General features: G+C 33.4%; 20 protein-coding genes. 4 read left to right on the top strand and 16 right to left on the bottom strand.

Going from position 1 to position 16,087, the window contains the following annotated elements:
- Positions 1-27: 27 nt before the first annotated feature.
- The 7 genes from U6A24_RS12470 to U6A24_RS12440 all read right to left on the bottom strand — a co-directional run bounded on the left by U6A24_RS12470 (position 28) and on the right by U6A24_RS12440 (position 5,424).
- Positions 28-417: a PaaI family thioesterase gene (locus U6A24_RS12470; protein WP_324180307.1), complete on the bottom strand. Its 390-nt coding sequence runs from the start codon at positions 415-417 to the stop codon at positions 28-30.
- 99 nt (positions 418-516) lie between these two features.
- Complete coding sequence (locus U6A24_RS12465) at positions 517-1,170, bottom strand: DinB family protein (protein WP_324180306.1); 654 nt, start codon at positions 1,168-1,170, stop codon at positions 517-519.
- A 68-nt stretch (positions 1,171-1,238) separates the two neighbouring features.
- Positions 1,239-1,856 carry a trimeric intracellular cation channel family protein gene (locus U6A24_RS12460; RefSeq protein ID WP_324180305.1) on the bottom strand — a complete coding sequence of 206 codons (618 nt, stop codon included), beginning with the start codon at positions 1,854-1,856 and terminating at the stop codon, positions 1,239-1,241.
- Between the two features lie 31 nt (positions 1,857-1,887).
- On the bottom strand, positions 1,888-2,229 hold the full coding sequence (locus tag U6A24_RS12455) for a YdhR family protein (protein WP_324180304.1): 342 nt from the start codon (positions 2,227-2,229) through the stop codon (positions 1,888-1,890).
- The gene (locus U6A24_RS12450; protein WP_324180303.1) at positions 2,229-2,624 is read right to left on the bottom strand and encodes a hypothetical protein; all 396 of its coding nucleotides are present in this window, start codon (positions 2,622-2,624) and stop codon (positions 2,229-2,231) included. The genes U6A24_RS12455 and U6A24_RS12450 overlap by 1 nt, the downstream gene beginning before the upstream one ends.
- 97 nt (positions 2,625-2,721) lie before the next feature.
- Complete coding sequence (locus U6A24_RS12445) at positions 2,722-3,495, bottom strand: sterol desaturase family protein (RefSeq protein ID WP_324180302.1); 774 nt, start codon at positions 3,493-3,495, stop codon at positions 2,722-2,724.
- A gap of 243 nt (positions 3,496-3,738) precedes the next feature.
- A complete protein-coding gene (locus U6A24_RS12440) occupies positions 3,739-5,424 on the bottom strand; it encodes a tetratricopeptide repeat protein (RefSeq protein ID WP_324180301.1) in 1,686 nt (561 codons plus the stop codon).
- Between the two features lie 166 nt (positions 5,425-5,590).
- On the opposite strand from U6A24_RS12440, the gene trxB reads away from it, so the two are divergent.
- Positions 5,591-6,559 carry a thioredoxin-disulfide reductase gene (trxB, locus tag U6A24_RS12435; RefSeq protein ID WP_324180300.1) on the top strand — a complete coding sequence of 323 codons (969 nt, stop codon included), beginning with the start codon at positions 5,591-5,593 and terminating at the stop codon, positions 6,557-6,559.
- Between the two features lie 57 nt (positions 6,560-6,616).
- Here trxB and U6A24_RS12430 read toward each other — a convergent pair whose 3' ends face one another.
- The 5 genes from U6A24_RS12430 to U6A24_RS12410 form a co-directional block, all read right to left on the bottom strand.
- Entirely contained in the window at positions 6,617-7,477 is an 861-nt protein-coding gene (locus tag U6A24_RS12430; RefSeq protein WP_324180299.1) for a GIN domain-containing protein, read from the bottom strand.
- A 184-nt stretch (positions 7,478-7,661) separates the two neighbouring features.
- Complete coding sequence (locus tag U6A24_RS12425; protein ID WP_324180298.1) at positions 7,662-8,381, bottom strand: head GIN domain-containing protein; 720 nt, start codon at positions 8,379-8,381, stop codon at positions 7,662-7,664.
- 48 nt (positions 8,382-8,429) lie between these two features.
- Entirely contained in the window at positions 8,430-10,184 is a 1,755-nt protein-coding gene (locus U6A24_RS12420) for a PspC domain-containing protein (protein WP_324180297.1), read from the bottom strand.
- Position 10,185: 1 nt separating this feature from the next.
- Positions 10,186-10,521, bottom strand: a complete 336-nt coding sequence (locus U6A24_RS12415; RefSeq protein ID WP_324180296.1) for a PadR family transcriptional regulator — start codon at positions 10,519-10,521, stop codon at positions 10,186-10,188.
- Between the two features lie 60 nt (positions 10,522-10,581).
- Positions 10,582-11,034: a DUF4870 domain-containing protein gene (locus U6A24_RS12410; RefSeq protein WP_324180295.1), complete on the bottom strand. Its 453-nt coding sequence runs from the start codon at positions 11,032-11,034 to the stop codon at positions 10,582-10,584.
- A 154-nt stretch (positions 11,035-11,188) separates the two neighbouring features.
- Here U6A24_RS12410 and U6A24_RS12405 point away from each other — a divergent pair, with 154 nt between their 5' ends.
- From U6A24_RS12405 to U6A24_RS12395, 3 genes are all read left to right on the top strand, one after another.
- Positions 11,189-11,644 (top strand): DUF4442 domain-containing protein, encoded by a 456-nt coding sequence (locus U6A24_RS12405; RefSeq protein WP_324180294.1) that lies wholly within the window; start codon positions 11,189-11,191, stop codon positions 11,642-11,644.
- Positions 11,645-11,733: 89 nt separating this feature from the next.
- On the top strand, positions 11,734-12,534 hold the full coding sequence (locus U6A24_RS12400) for a TIGR00266 family protein (protein WP_324180293.1): 801 nt from the start codon (positions 11,734-11,736) through the stop codon (positions 12,532-12,534).
- Between the two features lie 132 nt (positions 12,535-12,666).
- Complete coding sequence (locus U6A24_RS12395) at positions 12,667-12,864, top strand: hypothetical protein (RefSeq protein WP_324180292.1); 198 nt, start codon at positions 12,667-12,669, stop codon at positions 12,862-12,864.
- A gap of 15 nt (positions 12,865-12,879) precedes the next feature.
- Here U6A24_RS12395 and U6A24_RS12390 read toward each other — a convergent pair whose 3' ends face one another.
- The 4 genes from U6A24_RS12390 to U6A24_RS12375 form a co-directional block, all read right to left on the bottom strand.
- A complete protein-coding gene (locus U6A24_RS12390; protein ID WP_324180291.1) occupies positions 12,880-13,830 on the bottom strand; it encodes a LysR family transcriptional regulator in 951 nt (316 codons plus the stop codon).
- 152 nt (positions 13,831-13,982) lie between these two features.
- Positions 13,983-14,405 carry a DUF2141 domain-containing protein gene (locus U6A24_RS12385; RefSeq protein WP_324180290.1) on the bottom strand — a complete coding sequence of 141 codons (423 nt, stop codon included), beginning with the start codon at positions 14,403-14,405 and terminating at the stop codon, positions 13,983-13,985.
- A 187-nt stretch (positions 14,406-14,592) separates the two neighbouring features.
- On the bottom strand, positions 14,593-15,327 hold the full coding sequence (locus U6A24_RS12380; protein ID WP_324180289.1) for a hypothetical protein: 735 nt from the start codon (positions 15,325-15,327) through the stop codon (positions 14,593-14,595).
- A gap of 94 nt (positions 15,328-15,421) precedes the next feature.
- Complete coding sequence (locus U6A24_RS12375; RefSeq protein ID WP_324180288.1) at positions 15,422-16,009, bottom strand: hypothetical protein; 588 nt, start codon at positions 16,007-16,009, stop codon at positions 15,422-15,424.
- Between the last annotated feature and the right edge of the window lie 78 nt (positions 16,010-16,087).

Genomic DNA, 16,087 nt, shown 5'->3' with positions numbered 1-16,087 from the left:
AAAAGCACTGTAATATGCAGTGCTTTTTTAGTTTCCATTTTTCTGATCAGAACTGTTTTTAAGCTCTATCAAAGTAAGTTGGGCTACTGCACACAATTTTTCAATACTATTTTTAACTGTAAAAACTTCAGATTTGCATATTGTTAATGTTCGACCATTTTTTAGCACGGTAGATTTTCCGATTAAAAGTTTGCCATCACCTGGAGAAATTAAGTTGATTTTGAATTCTACTGTTAGTACAGACGAATCTTGTTCCATTAACGAAAAAGCTGCGTAACCCGCACTATTATCTGCAATTGTACTGATTATACCTGCATGAAAGAAGCCATGCTGTTGTGTCAAATTTTTGTCATAAGGTATGTGAATTTCACAATATCCCGGTCGAATGTCTATTAATTGCGCATTGATAAGTTTCATGAAGTTTTGTCGTTCAAAACTTTCTCGAACTCTGGCTTTATAATGTGTGTTTTTTGGCTGAAACTCCATGAACAATAAACCTAATATCTCAAGTTGTTTTTATACAGGTAATCTATTTCTTATCCACTTAATTTGTCCGTTATGATTAGATTCATGTTCGCATACATGAAACCATTTGCAATAATTGTTTGTAGGACCCCAGCCCCAGTTTTCGTCAACGGCCATTAGCCAATCATCATCACGTTTTGCAAACTCTCTTAGTGTATATTCTCTAACTTCTTTAAGCTTGTCAAGATAATAATCCAAAGGATGACCTTTTATTGTCTGTCTTGCCCTTTCACCCAGACCAGAAGGAATACTCCAATTTTTGCGATCTTCAGAACTCCAATCGCCCCACCTTTTACCTTCAAAGGTATTGATTTGATAGAAACGTTCTGTAGCCCCTAAATGCAATAACATTGCACCTATAGAGTTAGCATCTTTATCATGAATATAATCAAGTTCTTTTATATTCATTCTTCTTACAGACCCTAAAACTACCGATCTCATCCAATTCATCATAGATACTAATGTTCCTATCTGTGGAGAAAATCCTTTTTTGGGTCCAACAATATTAATATTTTCTTGATTGATTACTGGAAGGGGTAGTTCTGTTTTCAACGGAAAAGCGAGCATACCAGTAGTTCCGAAAACAGCTGTAGAAGTTGTTTTAATAAAAGTTCTTCGATTAAATAATTGATTGATGTGACTCATGGTGTAGTATTTTAAAGAAAATTACTTCAAAGTACTGCTTATTGTTTGTAGTACTTTCTCATTTAACATCATTTTTTAGTTTTAATCGTAAAAAGTGGTAGCGAGATTCGATATTTAACAACAATTAATCGGATAATAATAATCAACAAAGCAGTAGATACATATATGATGTTTTGATCAATATTAGCATTATAGAGACTGATAAAACAAATTCCTCCTGCTATTGAAGCTGTAGCATATATTTCTTTTCTGAAAATTACAGGGATTTCATTACATAAAATGTCTCGCACCACGCCGCCAAAACACCCAGTCATTGTTCCCAAGGCTACACAAATTATGGGTTCTAGCCCCGCTTTGATTCCAATTTCAACACCAATTATGGTAAAAATCCCTAATCCAATAGTGTCAAAAAGGAACAAAGACTTCTTGAGGTAATCTAATTTATTTCTAAGGATAATTGACATGGTGGTAACTCCTCCTATTAAGTATAGATTTGTAGTATTTTGCATCCAAGATACAGGGGTGTTCCCTATCAATATGTCTCTAATTGTACCACCTCCAATGGCGGTAACAAATGCGATAATGAAAATACCGAAAAGATCTAATTTACGGTTCATTGCACTCAAGGCACCTGATATTGCAAATGCTACTGTACCTAAAATATCCAATGCGTCAAAAAAAGTCATTTTGCTCTATTTTAGATCTAATGTAGGATATCTAACTCGAATTATAATCCTTCAGGCTGTATTTTGTATTGTTACCTTTTATTTCAAGATTAACATTTCCAATTTCCATTTTCAGTGTTTCTGGTATAATGCCATATTTGAGACCTATTCCTTTTAAAAAGAAAAACCGAAGATAATCTCGCGCAAACCCTATATTTTCGAAAAGGTAAGTGCCTCCAATTACATTTGTTTCAGGGTTTATATAGTAGTATTTAATTATTAACCCCTTTACACTGGCCATTTCACTTTTGTTCTTATTGGATATCTCATAAAGCTTTTCATGAGATAATGTAGATTTAAACTGTACGTTTACAATAGTTTTTTCTTCAAGCATTATCGATTTTTTCTCATAACAAAAACAGAAATTATAATCACTAATACTGCGATGATTTTTATTAATGTTTTACTCAGGGTTTCTGTATTACTAGTATTTTTTAAGCTAAATAGTGAAATTATAAGAATTGTAGAGACAACTGTAATTAATAAGACTTCTATAAACTCTTTGGAGAAAATATGTTCTGTTTTCGGCCATAAAATATCCTTTGAGAATAAAAGCATGTTGATTATGATATACAATAGGGTAATATTGTAAACTTCAAGATACAAATACTCTATAGAGTCAGAATCATTCGAAAGCGTAATCAAGATTAATAGCGTAGAATATAGTATAGCACTAAATAAGGTACGTATATCCAAAATTTTATTCTTGATTTTTTTAGTAAAATTCATTGTTGTTTTCATTATTGATGTTTATCATTTTTAGCAAAAAAGCTACCCTGGATTTTAACCCGAGAATCCAAGAATAGTTTTTGCAGAACTCAACCCATTACCTTTCTTTAGATACGTCTTTAAACAGTAACATATCTGTTATTTTGTTTGAAGCTCCATCGTAAAAGCCTGTTTGATAATCATAAGTCTTTGGATTACGAAATGTGCCAAAAATGATATCGATAATTGGAAAATCAGAATAGTTATTGGCATGTATTCCTTTAGCATGGTGGTAGTTATGTGCCTCGGGTCGCTGTATGATGTATCCTAGCCAGCTGGGTGTCTTGATGTTACTGTGTTGAAAAATAGCCAAGAACGTAGTTCCTAGTATTATTAAAGTAGTTGCTTCGGGAGTAAAACCAGCAACCAATACCAAGCATAAACTACCTAGGAAAGTAAAACCAATCATGTCCATTGGACTGAAGTAAAAGGCGCCATAACTATCTAATCTTTCTGCGCTATGATGCATTTGGTGGAAAACCCGCCATAGAGTGTCGTTATTATGCATTGTTCTATGCCATATATATAAGCCTAGTTCATAGATAAAAATCCCTACAATTGCTCCCCAAATTGTTCCGAGGTTGGTAAGATCGAATATTTGATATTTGGCTAAATATCCATCCCAAAGCAATGGAAAATAGGTAGATAGGTAGAAAAAGATTATAAAGGCTATTATTCCTTTACATTTCCAGTACTTTACCATTGGAAGAGGGCGTGCAGGGGCAATGACCTCCCAAATAATTAATATCACGTACATCCCTAGGACCACGGCCGATATTGGATCTAATAAAATTTCAAATGGGGTTGGTAATGTTCTTAATAACTCTTGCATCTCGATATTTTTTTTGTTTACTTTTTGTTTTCTGATCAAAAATATTGTAGATGAGATCTAATTGAAAATAACAAAGGGGTACTAAAAGTATGCACCTCCTTATTTTATGTAGACAAGTAGTTTTTAGGTATTAAAAAAAGTAAACAACAAGTAGACTGATTTTTTTAAAGTATTGTTTTTTAAGTACTTACGATCTTTAGGTTTTAATGCGAAAAAGAGTGGTAACAAGTACAAATGAAGCCTTTATTCATTTTCAATATTCAATAAATAAGTGAAAATTTCTTGATCAGAGTTAAGGTTTAACTTTTTTCTAAGACGATAACGAGCAGTTTTTGCGCTTTCCGGAGATATTCCAAGCATACTCGCGGTTTCTTTAATGTTTAAATTAAGACGGGTGAGTGAACATAGTTTAAGATCATTTGCACTTAAATCTGGATGCTTGGCATTTAGTTTTGAATAAAAACCAATATGCACTTCTTCAAAAAAACGTTTAAAATCTTCCCAATCTTTATCTATTGCCAGGTTTTGACGTATAGTTTTGTGAAGGTCATTTATTAATCTGTCTTTTTCTTTTGGAGCCGCTTTTTTTGCTTCTAATGTAATATCTTTCAACTTTTCTAATAATTCATTTTTCTGCACAAAGTTGAGGGTGTACGAGGTGAGTTCTTTGTTTTTAAAAGCCAATTCTTGTTTTAATTCTTGTTGTTTAAGGGTTGCATTTTCTATAGCTTTTTGATTTAAATCTTCTTTTGATTGTAGAAGTTCATTACTTTTTTCGAGCAATTCTTTTTCTTTTTGTGATCGCTGTCTAATATTTTTAAGAATGAAAAAACTTCCTAGGAATAAGACCAAAATTCCGAGTAACAAACTGGACTTAATTAGTGTATCTGTTTTTTCTTTATCTTGCAGGAATACTAGCTCTTTATCTTTTTGCTCTATTTGATTCTTAAATTCTAGATAAGCTATTTGTTTGGCCTTTTCTATATTAAAAATAGAATCCTTTAGAGAAATGTACCGATCATAAAACAAAAGAGCCTCCTCATGGTTTTGTTGTTGTTTTCTTAATTCCTTAAGTTCCTCATAGGCCTGAAGCTCATACTTTTTAAGGTTACTTTTTTTAGCTCTCTTAAGTCCAAGTTCTAAATGAATATTCGAAGCATCAAGGTTATTCTTAAGGCGAAGTAATTTACCATATTGAATTAAGTTACTCGTCATCCCGTCTTTATCATCAATTTTTCTTCCTGTAGACAGCGACCTTAAAATGTGATATTCAGCTTGAGCAAATTCTTTTTTTTCTGTATAAAGAATTCCTAAACGATTATGAGCCTCGGCAATACCATATGTAAAGTCGTTTTGATTATGTAATTCAAGTGCATCACTTATGTAAAAACGTGCATCATTCAACAGCCCTTTTTCAATATAAACTGTACCTATTTTGGTAAATGCAGTTGCTATACGACTTTTTAGGTTTAACGCAGTAAAATGATCTATGGCAAGATTATAATTTTGAAGGGCTTTATCGTACTCTTTAAGATCTGCATATACCATACCTATATTTAATACTGTATTGGCAATACCTTCTTTATTATTAATTTGTTCGAATTCTTTATTAGAATTCATAAGATATTTGAGGGCCATATCTGGATGCCCTTGGGCCCAATAGGCAACCCCAATAATTCTATTTGCAGTAGCAATTCCAAAAGAATATCTTAATTCTTTTGATAATTGTAATGCATTTTGACCGTACGAAATTGATTCATTAGCATCGGTAATCCAATATTCAAAACCGATATCATTTAGCAATTTTACTTTGGTGGTATCATTTTTTTGATATTGGTCAAGAATGTTTTTTAAGCTGTCCGCTTTTTTATTCTGCGAATAGATGTTAGTGCATAAAATTACCACAGCAACAAAAAAAAAACTCTTCACTCTCATTATTGATTGGTTCTCCTACAAATATATGGTTGTAATGGGTAATACGTTGATATTTAATATTTATTTAAGATGTCTATAGGTTAATAACAATTCTTAATAACTTTACTGTAAGGTTTCTGATCAAATTGCTACTTTTACAACAGATAAAAAAGAAATGACTATGTCTGATACAATCGAGAGAATAAAATGCCTTATTGTAGGTTCGGGACCTGCGGGATATACCGCGGCAATATATGCAGCAAGAGCTGATCTTAAACCAGTTATGTACACAGGAATGGAGCCTGGAGGACAATTAACGACCACTACAGAGGTGGATAATTTCCCTGGATACCCTGAAGGAATCGATGGACCAACCATGATGGTACAGTTACAACAGCAAGCCGAAAGATTTGGAACTGAAGTTCGTATTGGGATGGTGACCGCTGTTGATTTTAGTACCGAAGTAGGAGGTATACACAAAGTGACTGTTGATAATTCTAAAGAAATTGAAGCAGAAACCGTTATAATTTCTACTGGAGCGACCGCAAAATATCTTGGCTTACCTAGTGAACAAAAGTTACGTGGAGGAGGAGTTTCTGCTTGTGCGGTTTGCGACGGGTTCTTTTATAAAGGACAGGATGTTGCAATCGTTGGAGGTGGAGATACCGCCGCAGAAGAGGCAACATATCTTGCAAATATATGTTCCAATGTTACAATGTTGGTTCGTAAAGATCATATGCGTGCATCTAAAGCTATGCAACATAGAGTAGAAAAAACACCCAACTTAAAGGTTATGTATAATACTGAAGTTGACGAAGTAATTGGTGACCAGGTTGTAGAAGGTTTACGAATGGTAAATAATCAAACTGGAGAGAAGACTGAAATCGAAATTACTGGATTATTTATTGCTATAGGTCACACGCCAAATACCCAAATCTTCAAAGGCCAGGTAGAAATGGACGAAACCGGTTATATTATTACCGAAGGTAAATCCACAAAAACTAATATCCCTGGAGTGTTTGCGTCTGGAGATGTTCAAGATAAAGAATACAGACAGGCAATTACTGCGGCTGGAACAGGATGTATGGCGGCACTTGATGCAGAACGTTACCTGGCGACAGTAGAAACAAGTGAAGAAGTTTCTGCATAAAAAGATATTCAAACATAATATAATTAAAAAAATATCCGCTTTTTGGCGGATATTTTTTTAATTCAATCTTAGCCTGCTAGGGACATAATCAATGTTTTTCTTATACAAACTTACTTCACCAGTAAAAGCCTGAATAGTAACTTTTGGTTCACCTAATAGAAAAATTTCTGCTTTATCATGCGCATCTATTGTTATTTCTTCATTAGTTAGAACATAGCAATCACTGGATCCTTCAGCAACCAAAAAAGTTTTTGAAGCATTGAGTTTTTCACCAAAAAAATCAGTTTCATTGTCTGCCCTTATTCGCATCGATTGTACTTCACCTTCAAGTTTTGCGGATCCTTTTTGGTAAAGGTCAACTTTTAAATCATCGGTAGTTACAATCCCCTTTATTTCTGTATTGTCATTAATCTGGTAGCTTACTTCTTTGGCTGTAATATGAAATTCTCCTGTGGCCTTTCCATAAGCGATGCATTCTAGTTTGCCTGTATCTACAGTAAGAAAAACTTCAGAATTATCATTTACTTCTACTTTGAGGTTACCTGAAGTAACTGGAGATAAAGATTTTAGTTGCACTTTATCATAAATAAGAATTCTTTTCACTTCTGATGAATAAAAAATATCGAGGTTTAATGCTTTTGCACGGCGCAAATCTTTATCTGATTTAATTGACAAAACACTATCCTGAACCGTTATCTGGATTAAATCGTGCAAGTTGCTGTCGGTTTCAACTTTGATTAGGTTATCACTACTCTCGTCTATAGACACTTCGAAATTTTCATAAATTTCGATGGTGTGAAATCCTTCTAATTCATGCTCTTCGGTACTTACAATTTTATTCCCTCTTACTTTTTCTTTTTGTCCATAAATATTTCCTAAAAACAGAAATGAACATAGCAACAGCATTGATATTCTCATATTTGTGTGTAATTTATATTGTATAAACAGATTATTTTACTTTTAAGTATAGTTGTATCCAAAACTTGTTACAAATATAAATGACTACTTTTTAGAAAAGAAGTTACATAATGATAAAGACCTCTTAAAAAAAAGAGGTCTTTACTTTTGGTTGGTTATTTTATTGATTGGTTAGATAGGAGGATTAATGTCGTCTTACATTTCCACCTGAGTTATCCTCTTCAGATACTGTTTCGGGTTTTCCATAGTATACTACATCTGCACCGCTAGTCGCTTTACCTTTAAATTCATTTTTTGCATGAATTCTTATTGATGCTCCACTGGTTGCTTTGGCCTCAGACACTAAGCTTAATAAATCTTTTGCTCGAATATTGGCTCCGCTGGTTGCACTGGCTTTGTGGTTATTTACTTTTCCGCTGAGGTCTATCATAGCACCACTTGTTACCGAACTGCTTAATGTTTCTGCTTTTACATTTAATCTAATGTCTGCACCGCTGGTTGCGCTTAAATTAAGTTCCTTTTGCACTACAGGTTCCTGAGCGCTAATACTTGCACCACTGTTTACTTTCAACTGGTTTATTTTATCATAAGAAACGAATACATTTTTTTCGTCTGCCGAATAGATGTTTTGATCTGAAGTAACGTGTAGAGTATTTTCTTTTACATATACTTCAATATGTTCATGTAAATTTTTATTGGCTTCTACAATAACTTTATTGTCTCCATCATTTACTAGAATTACATCTAATCCGCGACTTGCTTTTACAGCATCAAAGTCTGCGTTTATGGTTCTCTCTTTGCGAACTACTTCTCCTTCTCCTCGAATTCCATCGAAAACTACATTACAAGAGCAACATGCCAAGGATAGGCATAGTGTAACTAAAATTTTGGCTAGTGTGGTCATAATTGTTTTGTTTTAAAGTGTTTAACTGTTCGTTTTTTGATTTGATGTTTAGTTTTTATCGGTTTTTATTTCTATTCCGTTCTCGTCTATTTTTATATCAACTTCTTCGCTTTTAAGTTGTACTCCTTCATCATCGATTTTTAGGTTTGCGTTAGAATTATCTGAATTGATATTAATGTTAACATCATCGTCTTCCCATTCATTATATTCCCATTCATCATTATTTTCTATTTTTGGGCAGTTTTCGCACTCTAATTTACCATCGATAACTTTAATATATTCTCCTTCTTTTCCATCAATGGTGACATAATCATCGTATTTCCAAGAGTTATTATATCCCGAAGTATTGTTGTCTGCAAATATTGTAAGTCCTTCGGGAAGCGTTAATATTACTTTTACTTCCTGGTCTCTATACTTACTAGTGTAGTCTGTGATGGCATAGCCATCTAATAACAATGTGTTTCCTTCTAGTTCATAAGCATATTTTAGTTCCTCAGCTCTTCGTGCGGCTTCCTCATAAGATCTTCCTTCAGCCTTCTTTTCAATAACAATTCCTACGGCAGAATCTCTTCTTGCCGTTTTAAGGTATAACTCGATATCTTGAATTACGATTAACTTATTCCCTTGTTCATCTCTTTTGATTCTATAATCATTTCTATGGCGAAGGTATTTTGCATATCGGTTATTTCCTTTCATTTTGATAGTTAATGTGTCATTACTACTTACCGGAATCATTTTTTCCTCTATGATTACTTCTGCATCATAAGCTTCCAGTGTAGCTTGTCTTAGGCCGATAACAATCAAACCTATTATTGAAATTATCCAAACTCCTAATAATCCTAATTTTGCTGGGGTTCCAATAGATTTTAGATTGGTAATCAGAATCTTCAGTCCTAGTATGAGTAAGAAGAAGAATGGGATCCCTACTGCAAAAAATGACAGCAGTGATAATAGCCAAAGTGGAACTTCTGGGTGGCTACCTACTTCAAAATACTCGACCCATGGCATATCCATAAAACCAAATGTTCCTAAAGTGAATAGTCCTATAAATAAACCTACTAGGGTAATTCCCGCTGTAATAAGTAGAATTACACCAATGAATTTTACGAAAATCTTTAATAAGAATAGCATCACATCACCCAAAGCTTCAAAAAAGGTGGTAGAGCTGCTTTTAACCTTACTACTATATTTTTGATAATCTACATTTTTTACAGTATCGGCTACGTCATCAAATCCTTCTTTAATTTTTTTTTCGATGTTGCTAATATTGACGGCTTCACCTTTCATTGCCAAAAAATCTGATGTCGTCTTAGCCTCAGGAATTACAATCCATAATATGATGTATAGTATTATAAAGAAGCCTGACGAAAGCAAAGTAAAAAGAATCCATGCCAAGCGTAACCAAATTGAATCTATACCCAAATAATGCCCTAATCCAGAACTTACACCTCCAACATAAGAGTTTGTTGTATCTCTAAAAAGTTGTCTTGATGGTTTCGCTTTTTGAGAGGCCCTTGGTTCATCTTCAAAGATTTCTTCATCTAATCGATAATCTTCGGGTTGCCCCATGATGGCAATTACTTCGTCAACCTCTTTGATACCTATTACCTGTCTTTCATCCTTTATTTTTTCGCTAAAAAGCTCAGCTATACGGGCTTCGATATCGGCAATAATTTCATCCCTTCCTTGAGAATCTGTGAAGGAGCGTTTTATGGCATCAAGATATCGTTGCATTTTTAAATATGCATCTTCATCAATATGAAAAAATATACCTGCTAAATTTATATTAACTGTCTTGTTCATTTTACTTCTTTTTTTGTTTGGTTACCACATTTACAGCATTTCTCAATTCATCCCAAGTGGTGTTTAATTCTTTTAGAAACAATTTTCCGGTTTCTGTAAGGCCATAATATTTACGTGGCGGTCCAGAGGTAGATTCTTCCCAGCGATAGCTAAGCAGTCCAGCGTTTTTTAATCTGGTAAGTAAGGGGTAAATAGTACCTTCTACCACAAGCATCTTTGCATCTTTAAGGGTTTCCAAAATTTCGGCTACATAGGCATCATCGTCCTTAAGGATAGAAAGTATGCAATATTCCAGAACACCTTTGCGCATCTGCGCTTTTGTGTTTTCGATCTTCATAAAACTAATTTTTAAAAGTTAAACTGTTCATTTTTTGATTGATGATTAATGATTGATGAATTATTTTATAAACCTTATGGTTAAAGGGTATTTGTACTCTTCTCCTTTATTAGCCTTTATTGCTGCAGATATTATGAAAACAATCTCTAGGAAAAAACCAATCAAGGCAATAACCCCAATAAAGGAAGCACCTATTAATGTTCTAAACCCTCCAGGTTCAGAAATATCAATATGTATATCGTCAAAATGAATAAAATCATAAAAAGTTGCATCTCCAAAAATGTTGAAGATAAAGAATGGAATAGAAAGAGTTCCTAAGATAATAGTATATAAAAGAATACTTAACTGAAAGTTAATTGCCTCTTTTCCATGTCTGTCGATAAACTTTGACTTATCCTTGTTAACACTCCATAATAGTATTGGTACTATATAATTTCCGAAGGGGATTATATACCTTGAGAATATTCCCAGGTGCATAAAAGTGGCTATATTTTTGTGGTTGTTATTCAACATTTTTAAAAGTATATAATAGTTTCTTATGCAAATATATATCTAAAAAAAGGTATTATGCAAAACATAGTACCATAATTTAACATAAATTTAAGATTTAAGCCGTTAGATTACCATTGTACTTTTGCCTATATTGTGATAATTAAAAATTTTACTAATGAATATTACTCCAGGAAAACTTAACACATTTTTATTGTTCAAATTGCCTTCTGCCTGGATGTGCGGAATCCGGGTAGAAAAAATTGATAGAAGCAGTTGTACTGTTACGGTAAAACACAGATGGATTAATCAAAATCCTTTCAAATCTATGTTTTGGGCAGTACAGGGAATGGCTGCCGAGTTAACTACTGGGGCTATGGTGACAGGATACATTCGAGATAGTGGTAAGAAGATATCTATGCTGGTCGCAAACAATAACGCAACATTTACCAAAAAAGCTACCGGTAGAATCACCTTTGTTTGTAATGACGGCCATTTGGTAGAAGATGCCATTAATAAAACTATTGAAACAGGTGAGGGTCAGACCGTATGGATGAAATCTGTGGGGACCAACCAAGATGGAGTAGAAGTATCTACCTTTAATTTTGAATGGACGGTGAAAGTAAAAAGCTAGGTATTGATATTTTGAAATGTAACATTTTGGAAAAAGATTTACTAATACTATAAAGTATTCATTAATCAATAAAACAAAATATTTATAGTATGACAGCACATGAAATCGACTACGAGATCATAGGAGAAGAAATGCAATATGTGGAAATAGAACTTGACCCTAATGAAGGTGTAATTGCCGAAGCAGGAAGTTTTATGATGATGGACGATGGAATAAAAATGGATACCATTTTTGGAGATGGTTCTGCCAAAGATCAAGGAGTTTTGGGTAAGATATTTGGAGCAGGAAAACGCTTGTTGACCGGGGAAAGTTTATTCATGACAGCTTTTTACAATCAAGTTTCGGGTAAAAAGAGAGTGAGTTTTGCTTCACCATATCCGGGAAAGATCATCCCAATAGACTTGACTAGGTATGGAGGGAAATTTATTTGTCAAAAAGATGCATTTTTATGTGCCGCCAAAGGAGTTTCAATAGGTATTGAATTCTCTAGAAAATTAGGAAGGGGACTATTTGGAGGTGAAGGATTTATTATGCAAAAGCTTGAAGGTGACGGAATGGCTTTTGTTCATGCCGGAGGTACAACTGCACGCAAAGAGTTACAACCCGGAGAAAAACTTAAAATCGATACAGGTTGTATTATAGGATTCTCTAAAGGGGTAAATTATGATATAGAATTTGTAGGAGGAATAAAAAATACCATTTTTGGCGGAGAAGGGTTGTTTTTTGCAACTTTAACAGGGCCTGGAGTTGTTTACATACAATCATTACCGTTTAGCCGACTCGCAAATAGAGTGCTTGCTTTGGCACCTAGAGCTGGAGGAAAAAGGAAAGGAGAAGGTAGTATTCTTGGAGGTTTAGGAGATATTTTGGATGGCGATAATAGTTTTTAATAATGTTAAATAAGCGCTAAATGACCAATTTTTTGGTTTTATTTACATATATTAGCATAAACAACTTTTAAAAACGTAAGCTTATTCCTACAAATACTTTGTTTAAACCAACATTTAAACCCCTATTAATTTATGGCTAGAGCGATGTTTGATTACACTAAAACTGTGCTTAAAAAAGTAAGTTTTGATGTTAATCTTTTTACAAAGGAAGTTCTTAAAGCACTAAACAGATTACTTCCACACGAGATTGAAGAACTAAAAATATGGATTCAATCACTAACAGTAAAACAACCAGAATTACAATCTTGTTTAATTTATTTAAAAACATAATCAAAAAGCGACTTTTTAGTCGCTTTTTATTTTTGTAATAGGGCTTATAATTTGAACGTTTTGAAAAGCAATGGCTCCTTTAATAACACCCGCTATTGTGGTATGTAGAGCTTCAATAATCTGCATTTTTAACTCACTTTTATTATAGATTAAACTAACCTCTCGTGCAGGAGAAGGTTCATTAAAATAATGTAAGTTATTCTTCTCGTTATCCTTAATATCCAGTGTATGCAAGTAGGGTAAGAGCGTCATTCCTAATCCTTCATTGGCTAGTTTAATAAGAGTTTCAAAGCTACCACTTTCAAGTTGGAAATGGTCATCGTCATAACTTTTTTGAGTTTTACAAAGATTGATGATCCCATCTCTGAAGCAGTGACCATCCTCTAACAAAAGCATGTCATCAATATCCAGATCTGTTATGTCTATCTTTTTCTTCTGATTTAATCTATGTGAAGGAGGAATATAGCCCACAAAAGGTTCATAATATAAAACGCGTTCTTTGATTCCTTCATTTTCTAAAGGAGTGGCTGCAATAGCGGCATCCAAATGTCCTTCCTGAAGACGCTCAATAATGGCTTCTGTGTTTAACTCTTCTATTTTTAGTTTGACTTTTGGGTATTTCTTGATGAAATTATTTAAAAACATTGGCAATAAAGTAGGCATCACAGTTGGGATCACGCCAAGCTTAAATTCTCCTCCTATAAATCCTTTTTGCTGGTCTACGATATCTTGTATGCGTTCGCTCTCGTTTACAATGTTTCTGGCTTGTTGAACCAGTTTGCTACCTACTTCGGTAAGCGCAATAGGTTTTTTACCCCGATCAAAAATAAGGATATCTAATTCCTCTTCGAGTTTTTGAATTTGCATACTTAATGTAGGCTGAGTTACAAATGTTTTTTCTGCTGCTTTGGTAAAGTTTTGATGTTCTGCTACCGCAAGTACATATTTTAGTTGCGTAATGGTCATAAGTTATATTTTGAACAACAAAAATATAAAAAGCTATCGATAAAATTTATTAAATATTTATAAAAAATTTATTTTATCTATTATTTGTATTTTATAACAAGAAATTGCGCCCTAAAGCGCAATTTCGATTGATTGATGAATATTATATTTTTTTACATTCTAATTTCTAAATCCAGATCTTCTGTACCTACTTGAAATTTTGCATCACCCCAGATCGGAGGCCCGTAGTTCATGTTGTTATTAGATACTCCATAACTTTCTTTTGGCATTCCGTTTTCTTCAAAATCCATTCTATTGTTTCCATTTTTATCATGAAAACATGAGATAGCAAATACGCCTTTGGGAACATTGACAAATGTGATTTTGGCTACACCATTTTCTATTTTACTTTTTTGCCCTTGTATTGGTGCGGCTTTCATAAATGTGTTTTCATCATACAATCCAAAAAGGACTTCACCTTCAGAACTGGTTACATTTGGTACGGTTACGGTAATAGTTACACCTTTAGGATCTTCCTGTGCGTTAATAATAAAGTTAGAAATTAGAAGAGTAACTAATAATGCTAGAGTTTTCATATGCTTACAGTTTTATAGTTATTTGATTATTGATGATTCAAATGTCTATAAATCGATGAGCTTTTTATAAACTAAACTACCGAACTGTAAATTTTCGAGGATGGAATGTATTTTTTGATAATACATTGCAGTTTCAGGAGGACACGTTTTAGGAAATTTGTAGTATAATTACATATTGGGAGTTATATTAACTGGCTAATTTTTTAGCATAATCAAACCCATTGACTTCTTTAATCCCATAGGTAGGATAACCTAAAGAAGAGGAAGCAGCATCGCCATAAAAAAAGTTGAAAAGAACGCTATATTCATCTTCATATCTATACGCTTCATAAAACTTTTGAATAGTATCAAACATTTTTTTTTTACCTTGTATAGAAGTATTACCGATTTGTTTGTGTACAAAGATTTCTTGTTTTACATGATCTTCTAAGGTGCTTGGGCCTACGTTTTCTAACCAATAAACGGTGCGATATGCATATTCTAATGTTCTCTTTTTGACAAGGGCTTTATGATAACTTTCACTGGTCCAAAAATAAGGAGTGCAGAAATTACGGGCAACCAAGGCATTTATTTTAAACTTACTATCAAAATCTGTTGCATAACGATTGGTCCACGCGCCACCAAGATTATCTGCTAGATTGAGTACCACTTTTATGGTTTTAGAATTTTGATTATTAAGTTTTGAGTTTAATTCGTTTAATGTTTTTCTAATTATATCTTCAGCCTCAAGATATTTTAATTCTTCAATTTTTTGAAGTGCATGCTCCTTTCCCATAGGGTTGAAACCCATTATAGGTAGATCAAGGCCGTCTTTACTATTCCCTTGTAATTTAAAAAGGTATTCCTTAAATCTATTTTGAGACCGTGGTTTGTTGTATAAATCTTCTATAAAATCAAGTATGGGTATTAATTCGAATTTCATCGGATCTATCTTATATCAAATATAAATATTTCGCGAACACCTGGAAATTTGGATAAGCTGTAACTAAATCATATTTTCTAATATACTATTTCCTTCAGAATTTATACCCAATACGCAAGTGTATATTTATGGCCACTTCCCCTTCATCTTCTTCAAATCCCGCGTTTTTTGAAAAGTAATGAATATAGCCAACTCCGATTCCAGTTTCATAATTAAAGTGTTTTCCAAGGGTTCTTCTAATTCCCCAAGTTGGTATTATAGACAGGTTAGTTACTATTTTTGCATTTTCATCGTCTCCAAACTTAATAAGTAGGTCGTCTGAGCGAAAATTTGTTCTAAGCGCAAAGAAATTACCACTGTTATTATCAATTCTTTTTGATTTACGTATTCTTTTATTTAGGTTGTAATACCAGCGAGGTTCTACTATGATAGCAGTTGTCAACAAGAAACCCGCATCGGGATAAAAATCATCATTTTCATAGGCGTCCAGACCTAATTCGGTTCGCAACGCGATTTGATTTGACACTTTTAGTTCATTGTAAACCCATAATCCGGCAAACCCCGTTTGAATCCCTAAAATTGATTTTTCTACACTCGCCTTTGATGATTCTTCAGTTATGTTTTGTGATTTTACCATTAGCGTAAATGCACAAAAAAGTACGGTCAATATGATTTTTTTCATTTTGTTTAAGTTTATCGATTTGATGACAAATGAATAAATTAATCATGACCCAAATTGACCAATAGAAGCAATGGTACG

Origin of the sequence: Aquimarina gracilis, from assembly GCF_035285365.1 — a bacterium.
GTDB classification, from domain to species: Bacteria; Bacteroidota; Bacteroidia; order Flavobacteriales; family Flavobacteriaceae; genus Aquimarina; species Aquimarina gracilis.
Note: the sequence above shows the minus strand (reverse complement) of the source record. Positions and strands in the feature narration are given on the sequence as shown.

Coding starts and splice junctions, on each gene's coding strand:
- U6A24_RS12450 (WP_324180303.1), bottom strand. CDS start 2,624: ATGAATTTTACTAAAAAAATCAAGAATAAAATTTTGGATATACGTACC.
- U6A24_RS12415 (WP_324180296.1), bottom strand. CDS start 10,521: ATGAAGATCGAAAACACAAAAGCGCAGATGCGCAAAGGTGTTCTGGAA.
- U6A24_RS12425 (WP_324180298.1), bottom strand. CDS start 8,381: ATGACCACACTAGCCAAAATTTTAGTTACACTATGCCTATCCTTGGCA.
- U6A24_RS12410 (WP_324180295.1), bottom strand. CDS start 11,034: ATGTTGAATAACAACCACAAAAATATAGCCACTTTTATGCACCTGGGA.
- U6A24_RS12470 (WP_324180307.1), bottom strand. CDS start 417: ATGAAACTTATCAATGCGCAATTAATAGACATTCGACCGGGATATTGT.
- U6A24_RS12420 (WP_324180297.1), bottom strand. CDS start 10,184: ATGAACAAGACAGTTAATATAAATTTAGCAGGTATATTTTTTCATATT.
- U6A24_RS12380 (WP_324180289.1), bottom strand. CDS start 15,327: ATGAAATTCGAATTAATACCCATACTTGATTTTATAGAAGATTTATAC.
- U6A24_RS12385 (WP_324180290.1), bottom strand. CDS start 14,405: ATGAAAACTCTAGCATTATTAGTTACTCTTCTAATTTCTAACTTTATT.
- U6A24_RS12445 (WP_324180302.1), bottom strand. CDS start 3,495: ATGCAAGAGTTATTAAGAACATTACCAACCCCATTTGAAATTTTATTA.
- U6A24_RS12430 (WP_324180299.1), bottom strand. CDS start 7,477: ATGAGAATATCAATGCTGTTGCTATGTTCATTTCTGTTTTTAGGAAAT.
- U6A24_RS12390 (WP_324180291.1), bottom strand. CDS start 13,830: ATGACCATTACGCAACTAAAATATGTACTTGCGGTAGCAGAACATCAA.
- U6A24_RS12455 (WP_324180304.1), bottom strand. CDS start 2,229: ATGCTTGAAGAAAAAACTATTGTAAACGTACAGTTTAAATCTACATTA.
- U6A24_RS12460 (WP_324180305.1), bottom strand. CDS start 1,856: ATGACTTTTTTTGACGCATTGGATATTTTAGGTACAGTAGCATTTGCA.
- U6A24_RS12375 (WP_324180288.1), bottom strand. CDS start 16,009: ATGAAAAAAATCATATTGACCGTACTTTTTTGTGCATTTACGCTAATG.
- U6A24_RS12465 (WP_324180306.1), bottom strand. CDS start 1,170: ATGAGTCACATCAATCAATTATTTAATCGAAGAACTTTTATTAAAACA.
- trxB (WP_324180300.1), top strand. CDS start 5,591: ATGTCTGATACAATCGAGAGAATAAAATGCCTTATTGTAGGTTCGGGA.
- U6A24_RS12400 (WP_324180293.1), top strand. CDS start 11,734: ATGACAGCACATGAAATCGACTACGAGATCATAGGAGAAGAAATGCAA.
- U6A24_RS12395 (WP_324180292.1), top strand. CDS start 12,667: ATGGCTAGAGCGATGTTTGATTACACTAAAACTGTGCTTAAAAAAGTA.
- U6A24_RS12405 (WP_324180294.1), top strand. CDS start 11,189: ATGAATATTACTCCAGGAAAACTTAACACATTTTTATTGTTCAAATTG.